This is a genomic window from Stenotrophomonas sp. 99219_Sma, assembly GCF_056480785.1.
The window spans coordinates 4016308-4036154 of record NZ_CM151117.1 but is presented as its reverse complement, the minus strand read 5'-3'; the positions used below and the strand labels follow the sequence as shown (position 1 = coordinate 4036154).

The window sequence follows — 19847 nt, the reverse complement described above, 5'->3', positions numbered from 1 at the left end:
GGATCAGAAGCGGGCGCCGATGCCGAAGCCGACGGTCCACGGATCCATCTTGGCTTCGCCGATCTTCTCGCCGCCAACCTTCACGTCCGGGCGGGCGCGCATGTAGCGGGCGTCAGCACGGGCGAACCAGGTGGAGTTGATGTTCATGTCCACGCCGACGGTGCCGATCACGCCCTTGGCATCCTTGAAGCGGATGTCGGTGTCAGCGCCGTTGCCCAGCTTCTCGTTGCTGAAGCTCGACTGGTAGTAGCCCACGCCCACGAACGGACGGAACACGTTGTCAGCCTGGCCGAAGTGGTACTGGCCGCTCAGCGCGATCGGCTGCTGCTCGACCGAGCCCAGGCGGGCGTTGTTCGGGCCCTTGAACTTGTTGTCGAACTTGTCGGCAGCGCCCCACAGTTCAACGGCCCAGTTGTCGTTGATGTAGTAGCTGAAGCTGACGGTCGGCGCCGGGCCACCATCGGTCTTCTTGACGCCGGTGATCGGGTCGTTCTTCGGTTCCAGCAGCGAGATGCCGCCAACAACGGCAAAATGCTTGCCCGAAGCGGTGTCGGTGCTGCTGCTGTCCTGGGCGAAAGCGGCCGGCGCGAAGGCGGCGGAGGTCAGCAGGGCGAGACTCAGGATACGGATGGAGCGCATGGGGGTATCTCCTAATGTTTCTTGTTTTGGGCCCCCGGTTGCGGGGCGAGCACACCGTAGTCGCCCCAACATGAATCGAATCCGACGCACGTTAAAAAATAGTTTCCCTTGTTCAGCGACTGGAGCGAAAAGCCTGTTTTCATGGGCTTTTCGGCCTTCGGCGACATTCATGCAGTTGGAGAAGATGTGAGCGAAGCAACGGTGTGCATCGGCCTGCAAGCGCAGGTGAACATGGAGTGCAGGGTGCTGCTGCTGGGTTCGATGCCCGGCGTTGCGTCATTGCAGGAGCAGCGCTACTACGCGCATCCGCGCAATCGCTTCTGGCCTGTGCTGGCCGATATTTGTGGCTTCGATGTGGCCCTGGCGTACCCGCAACGGCTGCGCGCACTGCAGGCAGCCGGTGTGGGTCTGTGGGATGTGATCGGTCAGTGCGAGCGGCGTGGCAGCCTGGATGCCGACATCGTGCGTGGCACGGAAGTACCCAATGCGCTGCCGGCATTGATCGCTTCGCTTCCTGAGCTGGAGCTGATCGGCTGCAACGGTGCGGCATCGCTGAAGGCATTCCAGCGTTGGGTGCTGCCCGGCCTGGAGGCGCCGCCAAGGCTGCTGGCGCTGCCGTCCACCAGCCCGGCCAACGCGGCCTGGTCACTGCCGCGGCTGCGCCAGGCCTGGCAGCCGGTAGCCGACGCACTGGCGACATGAAGCGGACATCGTCCGGACAATACGCTACCGACTGGTCGCGGCCGCAACCCATGAGCAACAGCGTGTCCCGGCTGCGTGAGTACTGAAAACACCTGTAACGGTTGGCGCTGGCCCCCGCTGGCCGCACAATAGACGTTTCCCTACACCAGATTGCCGGAGTTATCCCCATGGCCGAAATCAAGGAAGCACTTGTCCCCGATATCGGTGACTACAGCGATATCCCGGTAATCGAGGTGCTTGTCGCCGTCGGCGACACGGTCAAGAAGGACCAGGGCCTGGTGACGCTGGAAAGCGACAAGGCGACCATGGAAGTGCCGTCGGCCGTGGCCGGCGTGGTCAAGGAGATCAAGGTCAAGGTCGGTGACACCCTGTCCGAGGGCAAGGTCGTGGCGCTGATCGAAGTGGCTGAAGGCGAGGCTGCCAAGCCGGCAGCTGCCGCGCCGGCACCGGCCAAGGCCGCAGCTCCGGCTGCCGCCACCCAGAGCGCGCCGGCCCCGGCCGCAGCTGCGCCGGCCGCTCCGGCTGCCAGCGGTGGTGCGGTTGAAGCGCTGGTGCCGGATATCGGCGACTATTCCGGCATTCCGGTCATCGAAGTGCTGGTCGCCGTCGGCGACACGGTCAAGAAGGACCAGGGCCTGGTCACGCTGGAAAGCGACAAGGCCACCATGGAAGTGCCGTCGTCGGTGGCTGGCGTGGTCAAGGAACTGAAGGTCAAGGTCGGCGACACTCTGTCGCAGGGCAATGTGGTCGCCATCATCGAGGCCGAGGGCGCTGCCGCGCCGGCGCCGACCAAGGCAGCCGCTGCTGCCGCTCCGGCTGCCGCCGAGACCGCCACCAAGGTCGAGCCGGTCGCTGTGCCGGCGCAGCCGGACAAGCTGGCGGCCCGCGAGGTCGCCTCGGCCGGTACCCCGTCCAGCCCGCCGGTGCAGTTCAACGCCGATGGCGTGCTGCCGGCCAAGGTGCCGTATGCCACCCCGGCGGTGCGTGTGTTCGCCCGCGAACTGGGTGTGGACCTGCTGCAGATCAACGGCACCGAGAAGGGTGGCCGCATCACCAAGGGTGACGTGCAGAAGTTCGTCAAGGCCGCACTCAGCGGCGGCGTGCCGGCTGCCGGCGGTGCTGCTGTCGCTGCCGGTGGTGGCCTGAACCTGCTGCCGTGGCCGAAGGTCGACTTCAGCAAGTTCGGCGAGACCGAAGTCCAGCCGCTGTCGCGCATCAAGAAGATCTCGGGTGCGAACCTGGCCCGCAACTGGGCCATGATCCCGCACGTCACCCAGTTCGAACAGGCCGACATTACCGACCTGGAAGGCCTGCGCGTGGCGCTGAACAAGGAAAACGAGAAGGCCGGCATCAAGCTGACCATGCTCGCCTTCCTGATCAAGGCCAGCGCCGCGGCGCTGAAGAAGTTCCCGGAGTTCAACGCCTCGCTCGATGCCAGCGGTGAAAACCTGACCCTGAAGAAGTACTTCCACATCGGCTTTGCCGCCGACACGCCGAACGGCCTGGTCGTGCCGGTCATCCGCGACGTGGACAAGAAGGGCGTGGTGCAGATCGCGCAGGAAACCGGCGAACTGGCCAAGAAGGCGCGCGACGGCAAGCTCGGCCCGGCCGACATGAGTGGCGGCTGCTTCTCGATCAGCTCGCTGGGCGGCATCGGCGGCACCGCGTTCACCCCGATCGTCAATGCACCGGAAGTGGCCATCCTCGGCGTCTCCAAGTCGTCCATCCAGCCGGTCTGGAACGGCAAGGAATTCGCACCGAAGCTGATGCTGCCGCTGTCGCTGAGCTACGACCACCGCGTCATCGATGGCGCCCTGGCCGCACGCTTCACCACGTACCTGTCGCAGGTACTGGCCGACATGCGCCGCGTGCTGCTGTAAGGCACCGCTTCGCCCCCACCGTGCGGCCGCCGCCCCTGGCGCGGCCGCGTGAACAGATGCAGTGACAGCCCGCCGGTATCGCCGCGCGGGCACGAGGAAAACCCACCATGGCCACGATTGAAGTCAAGGTTCCCGACATCGGCGATTACAGCGATGTGCCGGTGATCGAAGTGTTGGTCGCCGTCGGCGACACGGTGAAGAAGGATCAGGGTCTGGTGACCCTGGAATCGGACAAGGCCACCCTGGAAGTGCCGTCCTCGGCCGCCGGTGTGGTCAAGGAAATCAAGGTCAAGCTGGGCGACACCCTGTCCGAAGGCGCTGTGGTCGTGGTGCTGGACGCCGAAGGCGCCGCCGAAGCCCCGGCCAGCAAGCCGCCGGTGACCCCGTCGCACCGCGCCCCGGCTGAGCCGGCGGCGCCGAAGCCGGCGCTGTCCAGCGGCAAGCCGGCCGACATCGAATGCGAAATGGTCGTGCTGGGCTCGGGCCCGGGCGGCTATACCGCCGCCTTCCGCGCCGCCGACGTCGGCCTGGATACGGTGCTGGTCGAGCGTTACGCCAGCCTCGGCGGCGTCTGCCTCAACGTGGGCTGCATTCCGTCCAAGGCGCTGCTGCACGCCGCAGCGGTCATCGACGAAGTGGCCCATGCCGGTGATTTCGGCGTCGAGTTCGGCAAGCCGACCATTACCCTGGACAAGCTGCGCGAGTACAAGGAAAAGGTCGTCAACCAGCTGACCAAGGGCCTGGCCGGCATGGCCAAGCAGCGCAAGGTCCGCAGCGTGCAGGGCGTCGGCAAGTTTGTCTCGGCCAACGAGCTGGAAATCACTGCGGCTGATGGCAGCACCCAGCTGCTGCGCTTCCAGAAGTGCATCATCGCTGCTGGTTCGCAGGCGGTGAAGCTGCCGAACTTCCCGTGGGACGACAAGCGCGTGATGGACTCTACCGACGCGCTGGAACTGGCCGAAGTGCCGGGTTCGCTGCTGGTTGTCGGCGGCGGCATCATCGGCCTGGAAATGGCCACCGTGTATGGCGCGCTGGGCAGCAAGGTCACCGTGGTCGAGTTCATGGACCAGCTGATGCCGGGCGCGGACAAGGACCTGGTCAAGCCGCTGGCCGACCGCCTGAAGAAGCAGGGCATCGAAGTCCACCTGAAGACCAAGGCGTCGGGCGTCACCGCCGATGCCAAGGGCATCACCGTGACCTTCGACGCCGCCGAGGAAGGCCAGGCGCCTGCGCTGGCGCAGGGCACCTTCGACCGTGTGCTGGTGGCCGTGGGCCGCTCGCCGAACGGCAAGAAGATCGATGCCGAAAAGGCCGGCGTGCAGGTCACCGACCGCGGCTTCATTCCGGTCGACCGCCAGATGCGCACCAACGTGCCGCACATCTTTGCCATCGGCGACATCGTCGGCAACCCGATGCTGGCCCACAAGGCCACGCACGAGGGCAAGCTGGCCGCCGAAGTGGCTGCCGGCCACAAGAAGGAATGGGTGGCCCGCGTGATCCCGTCGGTGGCCTACACCAACCCGGAAATCGCCTGGGTCGGTGTGACCGAGACCGAAGCCAAGGCCAAGGGCCTGAAGGTCGGCGTGGCCAAGTTCCCGTGGGCCGCCAGTGGCCGTGCGATCGGTATTGGCCGCACCGAGGGCTTCACCAAGCTGATCTTCGACGAAGAGACCCACCGCATCATCGGTGGTGCGATCGTCGGCGTGCACGCCGGTGACCTGCTGGCCGAGATCGGCCTGGCAATCGAGATGGGTGCGGAGGCGGAAGACATCGGCCACACCATCCATGCCCACCCGACGCTGAGCGAATCGGTGGCGATGGCCTCGGAAATCTACGACGGCACGATCACCGATCTGTACATGCCGAAGAAGAAGTAAGGCGCCCGCGCCTTCGCGAACGAAAAGCCCCGGCATCTGCCGGGGTTTTTTGTTTCTCCTCTCCGGATTTTTGCGAGCGGTGGGGCCGCTGCGTGGGTGGCAGGCGTTTGGACAAATGTCCCCCGTCGTCCGCCTGCGGCGGTCGCCTCCTCCTTTACTTTGTCCAAACGCCTGCCACCCGCGCAGCGGCTCGGCTTGCGGACAGTCGAGAGCCACCGCCTAGGCCGCCTGGACGCCTGACACGCGGAGGGAGAGGGGGCTGGGTACGAAGTAAAGGAGGAGGTGACGGCCGCAGGCCGGCGCCGGGGGACATTCGCACCCAGCCCCCTCTCCCTCAAGCGCTCGACCCAGCTGCTCTTGCTCCTGCACGCAGGGAAAAACAGTACAAAAAAGCGCGGCCCCGATGTTCCGGAGGCCGCGCCAGGAGAGAGAGTGCCGTGGAAGGGGCGTGGGATCAGAACACGAAGCTGACGCCGGCCACCGGGCCCTTGAATTCCTGCTTCAGACCGATGGTGCCGTCGCTGCCCTTCTTGTCCGCGTCGAGCTTGAACCAGTCGTAGCCAGCGAACACACCGAAGTTCTTCGTGAAGCGGTAATCCACGATGGCGTTGGCGCGGCTCAGGTCGCCCTTGTAGTCATCGAAGCTGCCCCAGCGCGTGTTGAGGTACTGGCCCTGCAGCGTGATCATCCACTTTTCCGACGGGGTGAAGCTCAGGCGCGCACCGACCACCGGCGCCACGCCGTCGGTTTTCTCATTGAGGAACTGGCCTTCGTAGACGGTGCCCAGATCGGCGTAGGCCTTGGTGCTGACCTTGGCGTACTCGGCACCCAGCTGCAGGCCGAGGTCGAAGGTATCGGTGTCCACCACCGAGTAGTCATAGACCAGGCTGGCCACCTGGTACTTCAGTTCGCCCTTGACGAAGCTGCCGGACGGCACGTTGACGTCACCGAAGGAGATGTCCTGGCCAAGGGTCTCGCGGCGGTCCTTGTCGTACTTGAAGTAGTTGAACAGCAGGCGCTGGCGGTTGCTGATGCGGAACATGCCGTCGATGCGCGGTTCCCACTCCTTGCCACCCAGCTTGAAGTCCTCGGAGAAGCCGATGTCCTGGCCGGCGACGTTGGTCTTGCCGCGAAGGGTGTTGTCCGAGTCGATGTTCATCGCACCCAGGCGCAGGGCGAAGCGGTCGTCGCCTTCAGCGGCGTGGGCGGCAGTGGCGAACGAAGCGCCGGCGGCGAGCAGGGAGAGGGCGAGCAGGGTGGGTACGGGGCGCATCGAAGAGTCCTTGCAGTGGTTCATCAGAATGAAGGCCACTGTGCCGGACAGGCCCGTCCACCATCCGTGAACGTATGGTCCACGAAGTGTGCACGGTTCAGCGCTGTCGCGACGATGCAAAAAGATGGCCCCGGAGCCGGGCTTCGGGGCCATCGTGGGACCTGCGGGGCGGAGCGTCGACGAGGTTGCTGCAGGCAGGTCGAAAGATCGGACCGGCGCATTCGGCGAAAGTTCCGCGGCCTGCGACCAAAGTTCAATACTGCGCTGCAACATCATACGGACGTCATTGTCCCCTGGGTGGCACGCAAAAATGTAACCGTTACCGCAACTTGCGGCCTCCCGGGATGAACAGGGAGCGGTTGTCTCGCAAATTGTCCCATTGCTATAATTTGGCGGCTCGATGAGGCCCCCCTGCTGTAGTCGCCTCAGCCCTCCACTTGCAACCACGCGGGACGTCCTGTGCTGAACTCCGTTGATGCGGGTCGGCGACTGATGCTGCGCGCCGCGGTCTACCCGCTGGCCGCAGTGGCTGTCCTGGCCCTGGCCTTCCTGCTGGTAGGTCCGAAATATGCCCTCGGCGCGCTGGCGTCCGGTGTGGCCATTTCGGCCGGTGGCTGGGTGGCGGCACGGATGGCACTGGGCGGTGGGGCACTGGCCGCAGGATCGGCGATGGCTCGCCTGATCATTGCGATCGTGGCCAAGTGGGTGGTGGTTTTCGGCGTCCTGCTGGTGGGGTTCCTGGTCTTCAAGCTGCCTGCATTGGCGCTATTGGCTGGTATCGCCGTCGGCTTGATGTTCCAGGTCCTGGCGATGGCCAGGCGTTGACAGAATTCAATTAACTGAAGGTTCCGGACACATGGCGGGCGAGGCTCTAACCCCTACCAGCTACATCCAGCATCACCTGCACAACCTGACCGCGCCGGTCGGCAAGGGTGAGGGTATGTTCTGGCATATCCACGTCGATACCTTCCTCACCGCGGTCCTGATGGGCCTGGTGATCGTTGTCGCGTTCTGGCTGGGCACCCGCAAGGCCACCGCCGGCGTGCCGGGCAAGTGGCAGGCCTTCGTCGAGATCTGCCTGGAGTTCGTCGACCGCCAGGCCAAGGACACCTACCACGGCAAGAGCAAGCTGGTCACGCCGATCGCCATCACGATCTTCTTCTGGATCCTGTTGATGAATCTGCTGAAGATGATCCCGGCCGATTTCATCGCCAAGCCGCTGGAATGGGTGGGCGTGCACTACTGGAAGCCGGTCCCGACCGCTGACGTCAATGCCACCCTGGGCATGGCCATCAGCGTGTTCTTCCTGATGCTGTTCTTCGCGCTCAAGTCCAAAGGCCTGGGCGGCTTCATCAAGGAATTCCTGACGGCGCCGTTCGGCAAGTGGATGATGCCGTTCAACCTGATCCTCAACATCGTCGAGTGGCTGAGCAAGCCGATCTCGCTGGCGATGCGACTGTTCGGCAACATGTTCGGCGGCGAAATCGTGTTCCTGCTGATCTGGGTGCTGGGTGGTGCCGGTTTCTTCGGTGCCATTGCCGGTGGTGTGTTCGGCCTCGGCTGGATGCTGTTCCACCTGCTGGTGATCCCGCTGCAGGCCTTCATCTTCATGATGCTGTCGATCGTGTACCTGAGCCTGTCGGAAGACGCTCACTGAGTTTCAAGCTTCAACGCGTTTCAACCTTCATCCGTTTCATCACCCTTAGCAACTTAAGTTCCTGGAGATAACCATGTACTTCGCCGTCCTGACCAACTTCGCGCAGATTCAGAGCTCCACCGCCCTTGCCGTCGGCATCATGATCGGCCTGGCCGCGCTGGGCGCCGGTCTGGGTCTGGCCATCATGGCTGGTAAGTTCCTGGAGTCGGCCGCCCGCCAGCCGGAACTGATCCCGGTCCTGCAGGTCCGCATGTTCATCACCGCCGGCCTGATCGACGCCGCGTTCATCATCTCGGTCGCCGTCGGCCTGCTGCTGGCCTTCGCCAACCCGCTGTCGGCTGCCTTCGCTGGCGCCGTCACCAAGGCTCTGGCCGGCTGATACAGCGGTTTGAGACGACCGGGTGCTGATGCACCCGGTTTCGGATGAAGGCCGGATGCGCCGCTACGGCGGCGCGTCCACCCCGAAACCAGCGATCGAGCTAACCATGAATATCAATTTCACCCTTCTTGCGCAGGCGCTGGCCTTCGCTGGTCTGATCTGGATCATCGCGACCAAGATCTGGCCGCCGCTGATGAACGCGATCGAAGAGCGCCAGCAGAAGATTGCTGAAGGCCTCGCTGCTGCCGACCGCAGCCAGAAAGATCTGGCCCAGGCGCAGGAGAAGGTCAACGAAGCGCTGAAGGAAGCACGTACCAAGGCCAACGAGATCATCGATCAGGCCCACGCACGTGCCAACCAGATCGTTGATGCTGCCCGTAACGAAGCGATCACCGAAGCCACCCGTCAGAAGGAACTGGCCCAGGCTGAAATCGACGCCGCCGCCAACCGTGCCCGTGAAGATCTGCGCAAGCAGGTGTCCGCGCTGGCCGTGACCGGTGCCGAAAAGCTGCTCAAGCGCGAAATCGACGCCAACGCCCACAAGGCGCTGCTCGACGAGCTGGCCTCGGAGATCTAAGGATGAGCCAGGCCCTCACGCTTGCCCGCCCGTACGCCCGCGCCGCGTTCGCGACCGCGCGCGACGAAGGCGCGTTCGCGCCGTGGTCGGACGCCCTGGCGTTCTCCGCCCACGTCGCCGCCGATCCGCGCGTGGCGGCCCTGCTCGCCAACCCGGAGCTGGGTCGTGACGACGCCGTCGCCCTACTGGCGCCGGTGTCCCACGGCGAGACCTACTCGCGCTTCCTGGCCATCCTGGCCGAATCGCATCGTCTGCCGCTGCTGCCGGAAATCTCCGGCATGTTCGACGCCCTGCGCGCCGAAGCCGAGCACGTGGTCAAGGCCACGGTGACCTCGGCTTCCGAGCTGTCGGCCGGAGAGCTGGACGCGATCAAGGTTGCGCTGCGCAAGCGCTTCAACCGCGAGGTCGACGTGACCACCGCGGTCGATGCTTCGCTGATCGGCGGCGCCGTGATCGACGCCGGCGACGTGGTCATCGATGGTTCGCTGAAGGGCAAGCTGGCCCGTCTGCAGACCGCGCTCGCTAACTGAATTCATTTAACGTCCGGCCCCGCTGCCGGCACTAGGACTTGACGATGGCAACCACGCTCAACCCCTCCGAAATCAGCGAACTGATCAAGAACCGCATCGAGAAGGTCAAGCTGGCCGCGGAATCGCGCAACGAAGGCACCGTGACCAGCGTGTCCGACGGCATCGTGCGCATCTTCGGTCTGGCCGACGTGATGCAGGGCGAAATGATCGAACTGCCGAACAACACCTTCGCCCTGGCCCTGAACCTGGAGCGCGACTCGGTCGGCGCCGTGGTCCTGGGTGACTACGAAAACCTGCGCGAAGGCGACGTCGCCAAGACCACCGGCCGCATCCTGGAAGTGCCGGTCGGTCCGGAACTGCTGGGCCGCGTCGTGAACGCGCTGGGCGAGCCGATCGACGGCAAGGGCCCGCTGGGCACCGACCTGACCGCTCCGGTGGAGCGCGTTGCTCCGGGCGTGATCTGGCGCAAGTCGGTCGACCAGCCGGTGCAGACCGGTTACAAGTCGGTCGACTCGATGATCCCGATCGGCCGTGGCCAGCGCGAGCTGATCATCGGTGACCGCCAGACCGGCAAGACCGCGATGGCGATCGATGCGGTGATCAACCAGAAGGGCACCGGCATCAAGTGCGTGTACGTTGCGATCGGCCAGAAGGCTTCGACCATCGCCAACATCGTGCGCAAGCTGGAAGAGAACGGCGCGCTGGCCCACACCATCGTGGTGGCCGCGACTGCTTCCGAATCGGCTGCCATGCAGTACATCAGCGCCTACTCGGGCTGCACCATGGGTGAGTACTTCATGGACCGCGGCGAAGACGCGCTGATCGTGTACGACGATCTGTCCAAGCAGGCCGTCGCCTACCGCCAGATCTCGCTGCTGCTGAAGCGCCCGCCGGGCCGTGAAGCCTACCCGGGTGACGTGTTCTACCTGCACTCCCGTCTGCTCGAGCGCGCTGCCCGCGTGTCCGAGGAATACGTCGAGAAGTTCACCGAAGGCAAGGTCACCGGCAAGACCGGTTCGCTGACCGCGCTGCCGATCATCGAAACCCAGGCCGGCGACGTGTCCGCCTTCGTTCCGACCAACGTGATCTCGATCACCGACGGCCAGATCTTCCTGGAAACCGACCTGTTCAACGCCGGCATCCGCCCGGCCGTGAACGCCGGTATCTCGGTGTCGCGCGTCGGTGGCTCGGCCCAGACCAAGATCATCAAGAAGCTGTCGGGCGGCATCCGTATCTCGCTGGCCCAGTACCGCGAGCTGGCTGCGTTCGCGCAGTTCGCCTCGGACCTGGACGAAGCCACCCGCAAGCAGCTGGAGCGTGGCCAGCGCGTCACCGAGCTGATGAAGCAGAAGCAGTACGCGCCGATGTCGATCGCCAACCAGGCGCTGTCGATCTACGCCGTCAACGAGGGTTACCTCGACGACGTGCCGGTCAACAAGCTGCTGGCGTTCGAAGAAGGCCTGCACGCCCACTTCGCCAACACCCAGGGCGAGCTGATCAGCAAGGTCAACGCCACCGGCGGTTGGGACAACGACATCGAAGGTGCCTTCAAGAAGGGCATCGCCGAGTTCAAGACCACCGGCAGCTGGTAATCGCGGTCCTGTAGAGCGGAGCCTCTGGCTCCGCTGGACCAGATGACAAACGGTTGAACAACGCGGGGCAGCAGCCCCGCGCCACGGGAAACAAGAGATGGCAAGCGGACGCGAAATCAAAACCAAGATCAAGAGCGTGCAGAACACCCGCAAGGTGACGCGCGCCCTGGAAATGGTCTCGGCCTCCAAGATCCGCAAGGCGCAGGATCGGATGAAGACCTCGCGTCCGTACGCGCAGGCGATGAAGCAGGTGATCGGTCACCTGGCCCAGGCCAGCACCGACTACCAGCATCCGTTCCTGGTCGAGCGCGAGCAGGTCAAGCGGGTCGGCTTCATCGTGATCTCCTCCGATCGCGGCCTGGCCGGCGGCCTGAACAACAACCTGTTCCGCAGGATGCTGGGCGAAGCCAAGGCATGGCAGGACAAGGGCGCGGAAGTGGACCTGGTGACCATCGGCCAGAAGGCATCGACCTTCTTCCGCCGCGTGAAGGTCAACATGGTCGGCAGCGTGACCCACATCGGCGACGTGCCGAAGCTGGAATCGCTGATCGGTGTGATCAAGGTCATGCTCGACGCCTTCACCGAAGGCAAGGTCGACCGCGTGTACCTGGTCTACAACCGCTTCGTGAACACCATGACGCAGAAGGCCAGCTTCGATCAGCTGCTGCCGCTGCCGCCGGCTGAGAAGCAGGTCGCTCACCACGACTGGGATTACCTGTACGAACCCGATGCCGCGACCGTGCTGGAGCACGTGATGACGCGTTACATCGAGTCGCTGGTGTACCAGGCGCTGCTGGAAAACGTTGCCTCCGAACATGCCGCACGCATGGTCGCGATGAAGGCGGCGAGCGACAACGCCAACAAGCTGATCGGTGAGCTGCAGCTGGTCTACAACAAGGCACGCCAGGCAGCGATCACCCAGGAAATCTCCGAAATCGTCGGCGGCGCGGCAGCAGTCTGACCGCGTTCGTTCAAAGCACACATTTAGAGGATGCAGCAATGAGTCAGGGCAAGATCGTTCAGATCATCGGCGCGGTCGTCGACGTCGAATTCCCGCGTGAGTCGGTGCCGAAGGTGTACGACGCACTGAAGGTCGACAACACCGAAATCACCCTCGAAGTCCAGCAGCAGCTGGGCGACGGCGTGGTGCGTACCATCGCCCTCGGTTCCACCGACGGCCTGAAGCGCAACCTGGTTGCCACCAACACCGACCGCGGCATCTCGGTGCCGGTCGGCGCTGGCACCCTGGGCCGCATCATGGACGTGCTGGGCCGTCCGATCGACGAAGCCGGCCCGGTGGCCGCCAGCGACAGCTGGGAAATCCACCGTGCGGCCCCGTCGTACGAAGACCAGTCCCCGGCTACCGAGCTGCTGGAAACCGGCATCAAGGTCATCGACCTGATGTGCCCGTTCGCCAAGGGCGGCAAGGTCGGCCTGTTCGGCGGCGCCGGCGTCGGCAAGACCGTCAACATGATGGAGCTGATCAACAACATCGCCAAGGCGCACAGCGGTCTGTCCGTGTTCGCCGGCGTGGGTGAGCGTACCCGTGAGGGCAACGACTTCTACCACGAAATGAAGGACTCCAACGTCCTCGACAAGGTGGCGATGGTGTACGGCCAGATGAACGAGCCGCCGGGCAACCGTCTGCGCGTCGCCCTGACCGGCCTGACCATGGCCGAGTACTTCCGCGACGAGAAGGACGAAAACGGCAAGGGCAAGGACGTCCTGCTGTTCGTCGACAACATCTACCGCTACACCCTGGCCGGTACCGAAGTGTCGGCACTGCTGGGCCGCATGCCGTCTGCCGTGGGTTACCAGCCGACCCTGGCCGAGGAAATGGGCGTTCTGCAGGAGCGCATCACCTCGACCAAGAACGGTTCGATCACCTCGATCCAGGCCGTCTACGTTCCCGCGGACGACCTGACCGACCCGTCGCCGGCGACCACCTTCGCCCACCTGGACTCGACCGTCACCCTGTCGCGTTCGATCGCCTCGCTGGGTATCTACCCGGCCGTCGATCCGCTGGATTCCACCAGCCGCCAGATGGACCCGCTGGTCATCGGCCACGAGCACTACGACACCGCCCAGCGCGTCCAGCAGACCCTGCAGAAGTACAAGGAACTGAAGGACATCATCGCGATCCTGGGCATGGACGAGCTGTCCGAAGAGGACAAGCAGGCCGTGTCGCGCGCCCGTAAGATCGAGCGCTTCTTCAGCCAGCCGTTCCACGTGGCCGAAGTGTTCACCGGTTCGCCGGGCAAGTACGTGCCGCTGAAGGACACCATCCGTGGCTTCAAGGCCATCGTCGATGGCGAGTACGACCACCTGCCGGAGCAGGCGTTCTACATGGTCGGCGGCATCGAAGAAGCGGTCGAGAAGGCCAAGAAGATGGCCGAGAAGGCCTGATCCGGGACGGGCGGGAGCGATCCTGCCCGACCTGACGCCGGCGCCGGGCAACCGCCCGCGCCGGTGGACTCCCACGGTGGCATTGCGCCGCCGCGAACAGCGAAGAGATTTGCATGAGCACGATCCGTTGCGACATCGTCAGCGCCGAGCAGGAAATCTTCCGTGGCGAAGCGACCCTGGTCGTGGCCACCGGTGAGCTGGGCGAACTGGGCATCGCGCCCAAGCACGCCCCGCTGATCACCCGCCTGAAGCCGGGCAAGGTGGTGGTGACCACGCCGAACGGCGAGCAGCTGGATTTCGCCATTTCCGGCGGCATCCTGGAAGTGCAGCCGCAGGTGGTGACCGTGCTGGCCGACACCGCGATCCGCGCGCAGGACATCGACGAAGCCTCGGTCCGCAAGGCCAAGGAAGAAGCCGAGCGCATCCTGGCCAACCGCGGCGAAGCGATGGAAGTGGCTGAAGCCCAGCAGAAGCTGGCCGAAGCCGTCGTCCAGCTGCAGGCGCTGGAGCGCCTGCGCAAGAACCTCAAGCACTGAGGTTTCTCGCGCTGCATCCACGAGAACGCCGGCCCTGTGCCGGCGTTTTTGTTTGTGCGGGGTAGAGTGTCGGCTGGGCTGAGTCGACTGTCAGTCGACTATCGCGCGCAGCGCGGGATTTCCGCAGTCTGATGGAAGAGCCGTCGACCAACAGTCGACTCTACCGATCCCGATCCCGATCCCGATCCCGATCCCAGCGCCGTATCAGCGGTAGACCACGTAGCGCATCAGCAGGAAGGAAACGCACGCCAGCCCGCCTTCCACCAGCGGCTTGGCCAGCCAGGTGTACTGCAGGCCCAGCGCGTGGTCGACCAGGCTCACCAGCAACGTGCTTGTCGCGGTGAGCAGCAGCCACAGCCCGAAGAAGCGTGAAAATCGACGCCAGCCAAGGCGCGCATCACCTGCGTTGGCAAAGGTGTAACGGCCGTTGAGCCAGAAGCCCAGCAGCATCCCGGCCAGGCGACCGGCAATGTTGGCAGGCACCACCGGCAGGCCCAGCGCGGTCGCGGTGACGAACACCAGCCAGTCGAGCAGCAGCTGCACGAGCCCGATGATGAGATAGGTGCTTCCCTGGCGGACGAGGCCCATCAGTGCGGTGAAGGAGGTGGGATGCACATGTTAACGGCCCACGCTCTAGAATCATCGGCAACGAACCACGGACTGCCGTTTCCATGACCCAACCCCTGCACGTCATCATCCTCGCCGCTGGCGCGGGCAAGCGCATGAAGTCGGTGCTGCCGAAGGTGCTGCAGCCGATCGCCGGCCAGCCGATGCTGGCGCATGTGATCGATGCGGCCCGTGAACTGCAGCCCTCGGCGATCCACGTGGTCTACGGCCATGGTGGTGAAGCGGTGCGCCAGTACTTCGCCGACCAGCCCGACCTGCAATGGGCTGAACAGGCGCAGCAGCTGGGCACCGGCCATGCTGTGGCCCAGGCGATGCCGCAGGTGCCCGACGCCGCGCAGGTGCTGGTGCTGTACGGCGACGTGCCGCTGATCCGCGCGCAGACCCTGCGCGACCTGCTGGCGCAGCCGGGTCGCCTGGCGGTGCTGGTCGCCGATGTCGATGACCCGACCGGTTACGGCCGCGTGCTGCGCGATGCCGAAGGCAAGGTGGGCTCCATTGTCGAGCAGAAGGACGCTACCGACGACCAGCTGCGTGTGCGCACGATCAATACCGGCATCATTGCCGCCGAGTCGACCGCGCTGCGGCGCTGGCTGTCGCAGCTGTCCAACAGCAACGCGCAGGGCGAGTACTACCTGACCGACGTGTTCGCCTTTGCCGCGCACGAGTACACCCCGGCCGAAATGGCACTGGTGGCCGACGCGCAGGAAGCCGAAGGGGCAAACGATCCCTGGCAGCTTTCGCAGCTGGAGCGTGCCTGGCAGCGCCGCGCGGTACGGGCCCTGTGCGCGCAGGGCGCGCGCGTGCGTGACCCGGCACGACTGGATATCCGTGGCACCGTCACCGTGGGCAGCGATGTGCTGATCGATGTCGACGTCGTTCTGGAAGGCCACATCGTGCTCGGCGACGGCGTCACCGTGGGCCCGTTCAACCGGCTGAAGGACGTCAATCTTGGCCCGGGCACCGAAGTGCGCGCGCATTGTGATCTTGAAGGCGTGGTCACCGAAGGCGCAGCACTGGTGGGACCGTTCGCGCGGCTGCGCCCGGGGACCGTGCTCGCCGACGGCGTGCACGTGGGCAACTTCGTCGAGACCAAGAAGGTCACCCTCGGTGTTGGCAGCAAGGCCAACCATCTGACCTACCTGGGCGATGCGGTGATCGGCAGCAAGGTAAACATCGGTGCCGGCACCATCACCTGCAACTACGACGGCGTGAACAAGTCGACCACCACCATCGGCGACAACGCCTTCATTGGTTCCAACAGTTCGCTGGTAGCGCCGGTGACCATTGGCGACAGCGCGACGATTGCCGCCGGTTCGGTCATCACCCGCGACGCCCCGGATGGCAAGCTGACACTGGCACGTGCACGACAGGAAACCATCGATGGCTGGAAGCGCCCGCTCAAGAAGTCCTGAGCCACGCATCCCGCATGCCGACGAACTCGGCATGCTGCCGGCAATTGAACAACGTGCCGGTGAACTGCTGAAGGGTCACCAGGCCTACCCGGTGTTTGCCGGGCATGGTCTGGACCTGCCGACGCTGCAGGATGGCCTTCAACGTGGTCAGTTGTGGGTGGTGGATGCGGCTGACGGTGGTATCGCGGGTTACCTGCTGGCCGGCGAACTCTGCGGTGAATTCCATGTGCTGCAGATGGACGTGGATCCCGCACACGCGCGGCGTGGCCACGGCCGCGCTTTGCTGCGCCATGCCTTGGCGCAGGCGAGGGTGGGGGGCTACGCGGCCGCGGTGCTGACCACGCTGTCCGATGTGCCGTGGAATGCGGCCTTCTATGCCAGCGAAGGATTCGACGTAGTGCCCGAGGTGCAGTGGAACGATGGCCTGCGCGCGGTGATGGCCGAAGAGGCTGCGCTCGGGTTTCCGATGCACCTGCGGGTGGCGATGCGGCAGGTTTGGTAGGTGCCGACCTTGGTCGGCACATCCGCGCATGGCGTGGACCTACCCGCTCAACCCACCGGCAACAGGATCGACACGCACAACCCGCCATCGCCGCGATTCTGCAGTGATACCCGGCCGCCATGCGCTTCCACGATCTCGCGGGTCAAGGCCAAGCCCAGCCCGGTACCATTGCGCTTGGTCGAATAGAACGGCATCAGCGCATTCTGCAGCACCTGCTCGTTCATGCCCTTGCCGCGATCCAGTACGTCCAGGCGCAGCCACTGCGGCAGCCGCGTGAGTTGCACCTGTACGTCATCGTTGGGCGGCTCTGCTTCGGCGCAGGCTTCGTGCGCGTTCTTCAACAGGTTCAGCAGTGCCTGCCCGAACTGGGCGATGTCGATGCGGCTGCTCAGTTCCTCGTCCGGCTCACGTTCCATGCCGAACGGGATCTGCTGGCGCAGGCTGGACAGGAAGGGGGCCCAGTGCACGGTCTGCAACTGCGGCTGCGGCAGCTTGGCAAAGCGCGCATAGCCGCGGATGAAGCCCTCCAGGTGGCGTGCGCGATCCTCAATGGTGGTGAAGATCTCCGGCAGCCGGTCAAAGCGCTCACGCTGCACCAGTACACCGCCGGAGTGGGCCAGCGAGGCAATCGGTGCCAGCGAGTTGTTGAGCTCGTGGCTGATCACCCGGATCACCTTCTTCCAGGTCTGTACTTCCTGGCGGCGCAGCTCGGCGGTCAGCAGGCGCACCAGCAGCAGGTCGTGCGGACGACCATTGAGCTGGAAGGCGCGGCGCGAGAGGTGGTACACCTGCTCGTCGTCCTCATCGCCGTCCTCGCCCTCGGCATGCACCGCGAACAGGCTGTCGCCACCGCGGGCGATGGCATCGCGCAGCTCCACCGGCACCTGTTCCAGCACGTCCTCCAGGCGCTGGCCTTCCAGCTTCCAGCCGCCATGCAGCAGCTTGCGCGCAGCCAGATTGGAGAACACCACGCGGGCGATGCCATCACCGCCCGAGGCGATCAGCAGCATCGCCACCGGCGTGTTCTGCACCATCGTGTCCAGCAGAAGTTCGCGTTGCACCAGGCCCTGCCGCTGTGCACGCAGCACATCGCCCAGTTCGCGGTGTGCCTGCACCAGGTCGCCGAGCTCGTCATTGCCGGGCCAGTGCACGCCGAAGTTGTATTCGCCGTCGCGATAGCTGCTGGTGGTGCCCGCCAGGGCCCGCATCAGTGACCGCACCGGGGCGGTAGCGCGACGCAGGGTCCACCACATCAGCGACAGCAGGATCAACGCCGACACCGTGGTCACCACCCAGCCATGGTCCATCCAGTAGGCCAGCAGCCACGGCAACGCGGCGGCCAGCGCCAGCACCGGCAGCAGGCGCAGGAACAGGCGGAAAGTGAACGAGCGCCGTTTCATTCGCGCGGGATACCGTGGCGGTCCATGCGCCGGTACAGCGCCTGGCGGCTCAGGCCGAGTTCGGCGGCGGCCTGGGCGATGACGCCATGGTTGCGCGCCAGTACCTCCTCGATGCGCGCGCGGTCGGGGTCATTGCCCGCACTGGGGGCCGGGCGCGGTGCGGCGGCTGCGCGCGGCAGGTTGAGATCGGCCACTTCAATACGGTTGCCGGTAGCCAGCAGTTCGGCGCGCTGGATCACGTTGCGCAGTTCGCGCACGTTGCCTGGCCACGGGTGCCGCTGCAGGGCGGCGGTGGCGGCGCTGGACAGGGGCTTGCCAGCGGTCAGGAAGCGCTCGGCCAGCGGCACGATGTCGCCCGGACGTTCGGCCAGCGGCGGCAGCACCAGTTCCACCGTGTTGAGGCGGTAATAGAGGTCTTCGCGGAAGGTGCCGTCGCGGATCATCGCCGGCAGGTCGGCATTGGTCGCGCTGACCACGCGGACCTTGACCTGGCGTTCGCGGTTGGAGCCCAGGCGCTCGAAGCGGCCGGTTTCCAGCACACGCAACAGCTTCATCTGCCCGCCCAGCGACAGGTTGCCGATCTCATCCAGGAACAGGGTGCCACCATCGGCGGCCTCGAACTTGCCTTCGCGCGCCTTGTTGGCGCCGGTATACGCACCGGCCTCGGCACCGAACAGTTCGGCCTCGATCAGTTCCGAAGGCAGCGCGCCACAGTTGACCGCCACGAATGGACCCTTGGCCACCAGAGAATTGGCCTGGATGATCTGCGCGATCTTCTCCTTGCCGGCACCGTTCGCGCCGGTGATCAGTACCGGCAGTTCCGAGCGTGCGACTTGGCAGGCGAGTGCGATGACGCGCTCGCTGGCAGGGTCGGCGAAGACCGCGCCGCACAGGTCATACTTCTCTTCCAGCGCATTGCGCTGGCGCAGTTCACGGCTGCGGCGCCGGTCCAGTTCGCGGCGCGCCTCGGACAGTTCCAGCAGGTTGTTGACCGTGGTCATCAGCTTGCGGTCGTCCCAGGGCTTGGCCAGGTAGTCGGCCGCACCGGCCTTGACCAGATCCACCGCGCTGCTGAGGTGGGTCCAGGCGGTCAGCAGGATCACCGGCAGATCGGGATGGCGCGCGCGGATCTGCGCGAACAGGGCCTCGCCTTCTTCGCCGGAGGTGGTGTCCTCGCTGAAGTTCATGTCCTGGATCACCAGGTCGACCGGCTGCGACTCCAGCAGGGCCAGCCCTTCGGACGGGCTCTGCGCCTGCAGGGTGTCGATGTCGTGCAGGGAGAACAGCACGTCCAGCGCGGTACCCACGCTGGCGTTGTCGTCGATGATCAGGATCGCAGGCATCAAGCGGTTCTGCAGAAAGGGATGGGCGGCGTCGTTGGAGCCGTTCGTGTCCACGCACCGGGAGAGCCCGGCGCCACCCATCAAGCATAGCCAAACCCGTGGCTGTGCAGGAGCGGCCCTCGCTCAGCGCCGGGGAGGCGCCGGGGGCCGTGGCGGCGCGGGTGGCGGCGGCACCTCCAGCGCCTGGCGCCAGGCTGCGGCGTCGACCGCCACCGTCAGTTCGCGCTTGTCGCGGCGCAGCAACAGATAGGCGGTGGCTGCGTTGGCATGACGCAGGGCCTCGGCAAGGTGTTCGACCCGGCGCACCGCCGTGTCGTCCACGCGCAGGATGCGATCGCCACTGCGCACGCCGAAGCGCATTTCCGGGCTGGCGGCCTCCACGCGCACCTGGCCCTCCGTTGAGCGCAAGGACAACCGCGCGGCATCCTGGCGCCACTCCAGTGTCTGCGCACTGCCACCGCCGGCCAGCGCCGGCAATGGCAGGAGCAGCATCAGGCACATCGCGCGGGCACGCA

General features: G+C 65.3%; 20 protein-coding genes. 14 read left to right on the top strand and 6 right to left on the bottom strand.

All coding sequences use genetic code 11. The features are described 5' to 3' along the window. Positions 1-3 precede the first annotated feature (3 nt). Positions 4-639, bottom strand: coding sequence for an OmpW/AlkL family protein (locus tag ACZK13_RS18390; RefSeq protein WP_032129052.1), 636 nt, complete (start codon positions 637-639; stop codon positions 4-6). Positions 640-825: 186 nt separating this feature from the next. Here ACZK13_RS18390 and ACZK13_RS18385 point away from each other — a divergent pair, with 186 nt between their 5' ends. The 3 genes from ACZK13_RS18385 (at position 826) to lpdA (ending at position 5098) form a co-directional block, all read left to right on the top strand. Then, positions 826-1341, top strand: a complete 516-nt coding sequence (locus ACZK13_RS18385; RefSeq protein WP_049421431.1) for a DNA-deoxyinosine glycosylase — start codon at positions 826-828, stop codon at positions 1339-1341. Positions 1342-1508: 167 nt separating this feature from the next. Next, complete coding sequence (aceF, locus tag ACZK13_RS18380; protein WP_071229582.1) at positions 1509-3221, top strand: dihydrolipoyllysine-residue acetyltransferase; 1713 nt, start codon at positions 1509-1511, stop codon at positions 3219-3221. Between the two features lie 107 nt (positions 3222-3328). Continuing rightward, positions 3329-5098, top strand: coding sequence for a dihydrolipoyl dehydrogenase (gene lpdA, locus ACZK13_RS18375; protein ID WP_253143448.1), 1770 nt, complete (start codon positions 3329-3331; stop codon positions 5096-5098). Between the two features lie 454 nt (positions 5099-5552). Here the strand turns inward: lpdA and ACZK13_RS18370 are convergent, their stop codons facing one another. After that, positions 5553-6371 (bottom strand): hypothetical protein, encoded by an 819-nt coding sequence (locus tag ACZK13_RS18370; protein ID WP_010481314.1) that lies wholly within the window; start codon positions 6369-6371, stop codon positions 5553-5555. 459 nt (positions 6372-6830) lie between these two features. On the opposite strand from ACZK13_RS18370, the gene ACZK13_RS18365 reads away from it, so the two are divergent. The 9 genes from ACZK13_RS18365 to ACZK13_RS18325 all read left to right on the top strand — a co-directional run bounded on the left by ACZK13_RS18365 (position 6831) and on the right by ACZK13_RS18325 (position 14048). Then, entirely contained in the window at positions 6831-7196 is a 366-nt protein-coding gene (locus tag ACZK13_RS18365; RefSeq protein ID WP_006394654.1) for a hypothetical protein, read from the top strand. Positions 7197-7227: 31 nt separating this feature from the next. Continuing rightward, positions 7228-8028: a F0F1 ATP synthase subunit A gene (atpB, locus tag ACZK13_RS18360; protein WP_010481316.1), complete on the top strand. Its 801-nt coding sequence runs from the start codon at positions 7228-7230 to the stop codon at positions 8026-8028. A 73-nt stretch (positions 8029-8101) separates the two neighbouring features. Next, positions 8102-8407: a F0F1 ATP synthase subunit C gene (atpE, locus tag ACZK13_RS18355; protein WP_005411133.1), complete on the top strand. Its 306-nt coding sequence runs from the start codon at positions 8102-8104 to the stop codon at positions 8405-8407. A gap of 106 nt (positions 8408-8513) precedes the next feature. Next, entirely contained in the window at positions 8514-8984 is a 471-nt protein-coding gene (locus tag ACZK13_RS18350) for a F0F1 ATP synthase subunit B (RefSeq protein ID WP_005419512.1), read from the top strand. A gap of 2 nt (positions 8985-8986) precedes the next feature. Further along, positions 8987-9514 carry a F0F1 ATP synthase subunit delta gene (locus ACZK13_RS18345; protein WP_032129048.1) on the top strand — a complete coding sequence of 176 codons (528 nt, stop codon included), beginning with the start codon at positions 8987-8989 and terminating at the stop codon, positions 9512-9514. A gap of 44 nt (positions 9515-9558) precedes the next feature. Beyond that, positions 9559-11106, top strand: a complete 1548-nt coding sequence (gene atpA / locus ACZK13_RS18340; RefSeq protein ID WP_014038567.1) for a F0F1 ATP synthase subunit alpha — start codon at positions 9559-9561, stop codon at positions 11104-11106. A 97-nt stretch (positions 11107-11203) separates the two neighbouring features. Further along, positions 11204-12067, top strand: a complete 864-nt coding sequence (gene atpG, locus ACZK13_RS18335; RefSeq protein ID WP_032129046.1) for a F0F1 ATP synthase subunit gamma — start codon at positions 11204-11206, stop codon at positions 12065-12067. A 38-nt stretch (positions 12068-12105) separates the two neighbouring features. Beyond that, positions 12106-13512 (top strand): F0F1 ATP synthase subunit beta, encoded by a 1407-nt coding sequence (atpD, locus tag ACZK13_RS18330; protein ID WP_032129045.1) that lies wholly within the window; start codon positions 12106-12108, stop codon positions 13510-13512. Between the two features lie 113 nt (positions 13513-13625). Beyond that, on the top strand, positions 13626-14048 hold the full coding sequence (locus ACZK13_RS18325; RefSeq protein ID WP_005419509.1) for a F0F1 ATP synthase subunit epsilon: 423 nt from the start codon (positions 13626-13628) through the stop codon (positions 14046-14048). Between the two features lie 204 nt (positions 14049-14252). On the opposite strand, the gene ACZK13_RS18320 is transcribed toward ACZK13_RS18325, so the two are convergent. Then, positions 14253-14636 carry a GtrA family protein gene (locus tag ACZK13_RS18320; protein ID WP_121504337.1) on the bottom strand — a complete coding sequence of 128 codons (384 nt, stop codon included), beginning with the start codon at positions 14634-14636 and terminating at the stop codon, positions 14253-14255. An 83-nt stretch (positions 14637-14719) separates the two neighbouring features. Here ACZK13_RS18320 and glmU point away from each other — a divergent pair, with 83 nt between their 5' ends. Beyond that, positions 14720-16087: a bifunctional UDP-N-acetylglucosamine diphosphorylase/glucosamine-1-phosphate N-acetyltransferase GlmU gene (glmU, locus tag ACZK13_RS18315; RefSeq protein ID WP_125893390.1), complete on the top strand. Its 1368-nt coding sequence runs from the start codon at positions 14720-14722 to the stop codon at positions 16085-16087. Further along, the gene (locus tag ACZK13_RS18310) at positions 16056-16589 is read left to right on the top strand and encodes a GNAT family N-acetyltransferase (protein ID WP_125893392.1); all 534 of its coding nucleotides are present in this window, start codon (positions 16056-16058) and stop codon (positions 16587-16589) included. The genes glmU and ACZK13_RS18310 overlap by 32 nt, the downstream gene beginning before the upstream one ends. 47 nt (positions 16590-16636) lie before the next feature. On the opposite strand, the gene ACZK13_RS18305 is transcribed toward ACZK13_RS18310, so the two are convergent. From ACZK13_RS18305 to ACZK13_RS18295, 3 genes are all read right to left on the bottom strand, one after another. After that, on the bottom strand, positions 16637-17989 hold the full coding sequence (locus ACZK13_RS18305; protein WP_049399192.1) for a sensor histidine kinase: 1353 nt from the start codon (positions 17987-17989) through the stop codon (positions 16637-16639). Beyond that, complete coding sequence (locus ACZK13_RS18300) at positions 17986-19332, bottom strand: sigma-54-dependent transcriptional regulator (RefSeq protein ID WP_346485708.1); 1347 nt, start codon at positions 19330-19332, stop codon at positions 17986-17988. The genes ACZK13_RS18305 and ACZK13_RS18300 overlap by 4 nt, the downstream gene beginning before the upstream one ends. 123 nt (positions 19333-19455) lie before the next feature. Beyond that, entirely contained in the window at positions 19456-19833 is a 378-nt protein-coding gene (locus ACZK13_RS18295) for a PDZ domain-containing protein (RefSeq protein ID WP_183080218.1), read from the bottom strand. Between the last annotated feature and the right edge of the window lie 14 nt (positions 19834-19847).

What these genes read in the sequence shown, in the direction of transcription:
- ACZK13_RS18300 (WP_346485708.1), bottom strand. Translation starts at nt 19,332, where the DNA reads ATGCCTGCGATCCTGATCATCGACGACAACGCCAGCGTGGGTACCGCG.
- ACZK13_RS18305 (WP_049399192.1), bottom strand. Translation starts at nt 17,989, where the DNA reads ATGAAACGGCGCTCGTTCACTTTCCGCCTGTTCCTGCGCCTGCTGCCG.
- ACZK13_RS18325 (WP_005419509.1), top strand. Translation starts at nt 13,626, where the DNA reads ATGAGCACGATCCGTTGCGACATCGTCAGCGCCGAGCAGGAAATCTTC.
- lpdA (WP_253143448.1), top strand. Translation starts at nt 3,329, where the DNA reads ATGGCCACGATTGAAGTCAAGGTTCCCGACATCGGCGATTACAGCGAT.
- atpD (WP_032129045.1), top strand. Translation starts at nt 12,106, where the DNA reads ATGAGTCAGGGCAAGATCGTTCAGATCATCGGCGCGGTCGTCGACGTC.
- ACZK13_RS18310 (WP_125893392.1), top strand. Translation starts at nt 16,056, where the DNA reads ATGGCTGGAAGCGCCCGCTCAAGAAGTCCTGAGCCACGCATCCCGCAT.
- ACZK13_RS18390 (WP_032129052.1), bottom strand. Translation starts at nt 639, where the DNA reads ATGCGCTCCATCCGTATCCTGAGTCTCGCCCTGCTGACCTCCGCCGCC.
- ACZK13_RS18320 (WP_121504337.1), bottom strand. Translation starts at nt 14,636, where the DNA reads ATGGGCCTCGTCCGCCAGGGAAGCACCTATCTCATCATCGGGCTCGTG.
- atpB (WP_010481316.1), top strand. Translation starts at nt 7,228, where the DNA reads ATGGCGGGCGAGGCTCTAACCCCTACCAGCTACATCCAGCATCACCTG.
- ACZK13_RS18370 (WP_010481314.1), bottom strand. Translation starts at nt 6,371, where the DNA reads ATGCGCCCCGTACCCACCCTGCTCGCCCTCTCCCTGCTCGCCGCCGGC.
- atpA (WP_014038567.1), top strand. Translation starts at nt 9,559, where the DNA reads ATGGCAACCACGCTCAACCCCTCCGAAATCAGCGAACTGATCAAGAAC.
- ACZK13_RS18345 (WP_032129048.1), top strand. Translation starts at nt 8,987, where the DNA reads ATGAGCCAGGCCCTCACGCTTGCCCGCCCGTACGCCCGCGCCGCGTTC.
- glmU (WP_125893390.1), top strand. Translation starts at nt 14,720, where the DNA reads ATGACCCAACCCCTGCACGTCATCATCCTCGCCGCTGGCGCGGGCAAG.
- atpE (WP_005411133.1), top strand. Translation starts at nt 8,102, where the DNA reads ATGTACTTCGCCGTCCTGACCAACTTCGCGCAGATTCAGAGCTCCACC.
- ACZK13_RS18350 (WP_005419512.1), top strand. Translation starts at nt 8,514, where the DNA reads ATGAATATCAATTTCACCCTTCTTGCGCAGGCGCTGGCCTTCGCTGGT.
- ACZK13_RS18295 (WP_183080218.1), bottom strand. Translation starts at nt 19,833, where the DNA reads ATGTGCCTGATGCTGCTCCTGCCATTGCCGGCGCTGGCCGGCGGTGGC.
- atpG (WP_032129046.1), top strand. Translation starts at nt 11,204, where the DNA reads ATGGCAAGCGGACGCGAAATCAAAACCAAGATCAAGAGCGTGCAGAAC.
- aceF (WP_071229582.1), top strand. Translation starts at nt 1,509, where the DNA reads ATGGCCGAAATCAAGGAAGCACTTGTCCCCGATATCGGTGACTACAGC.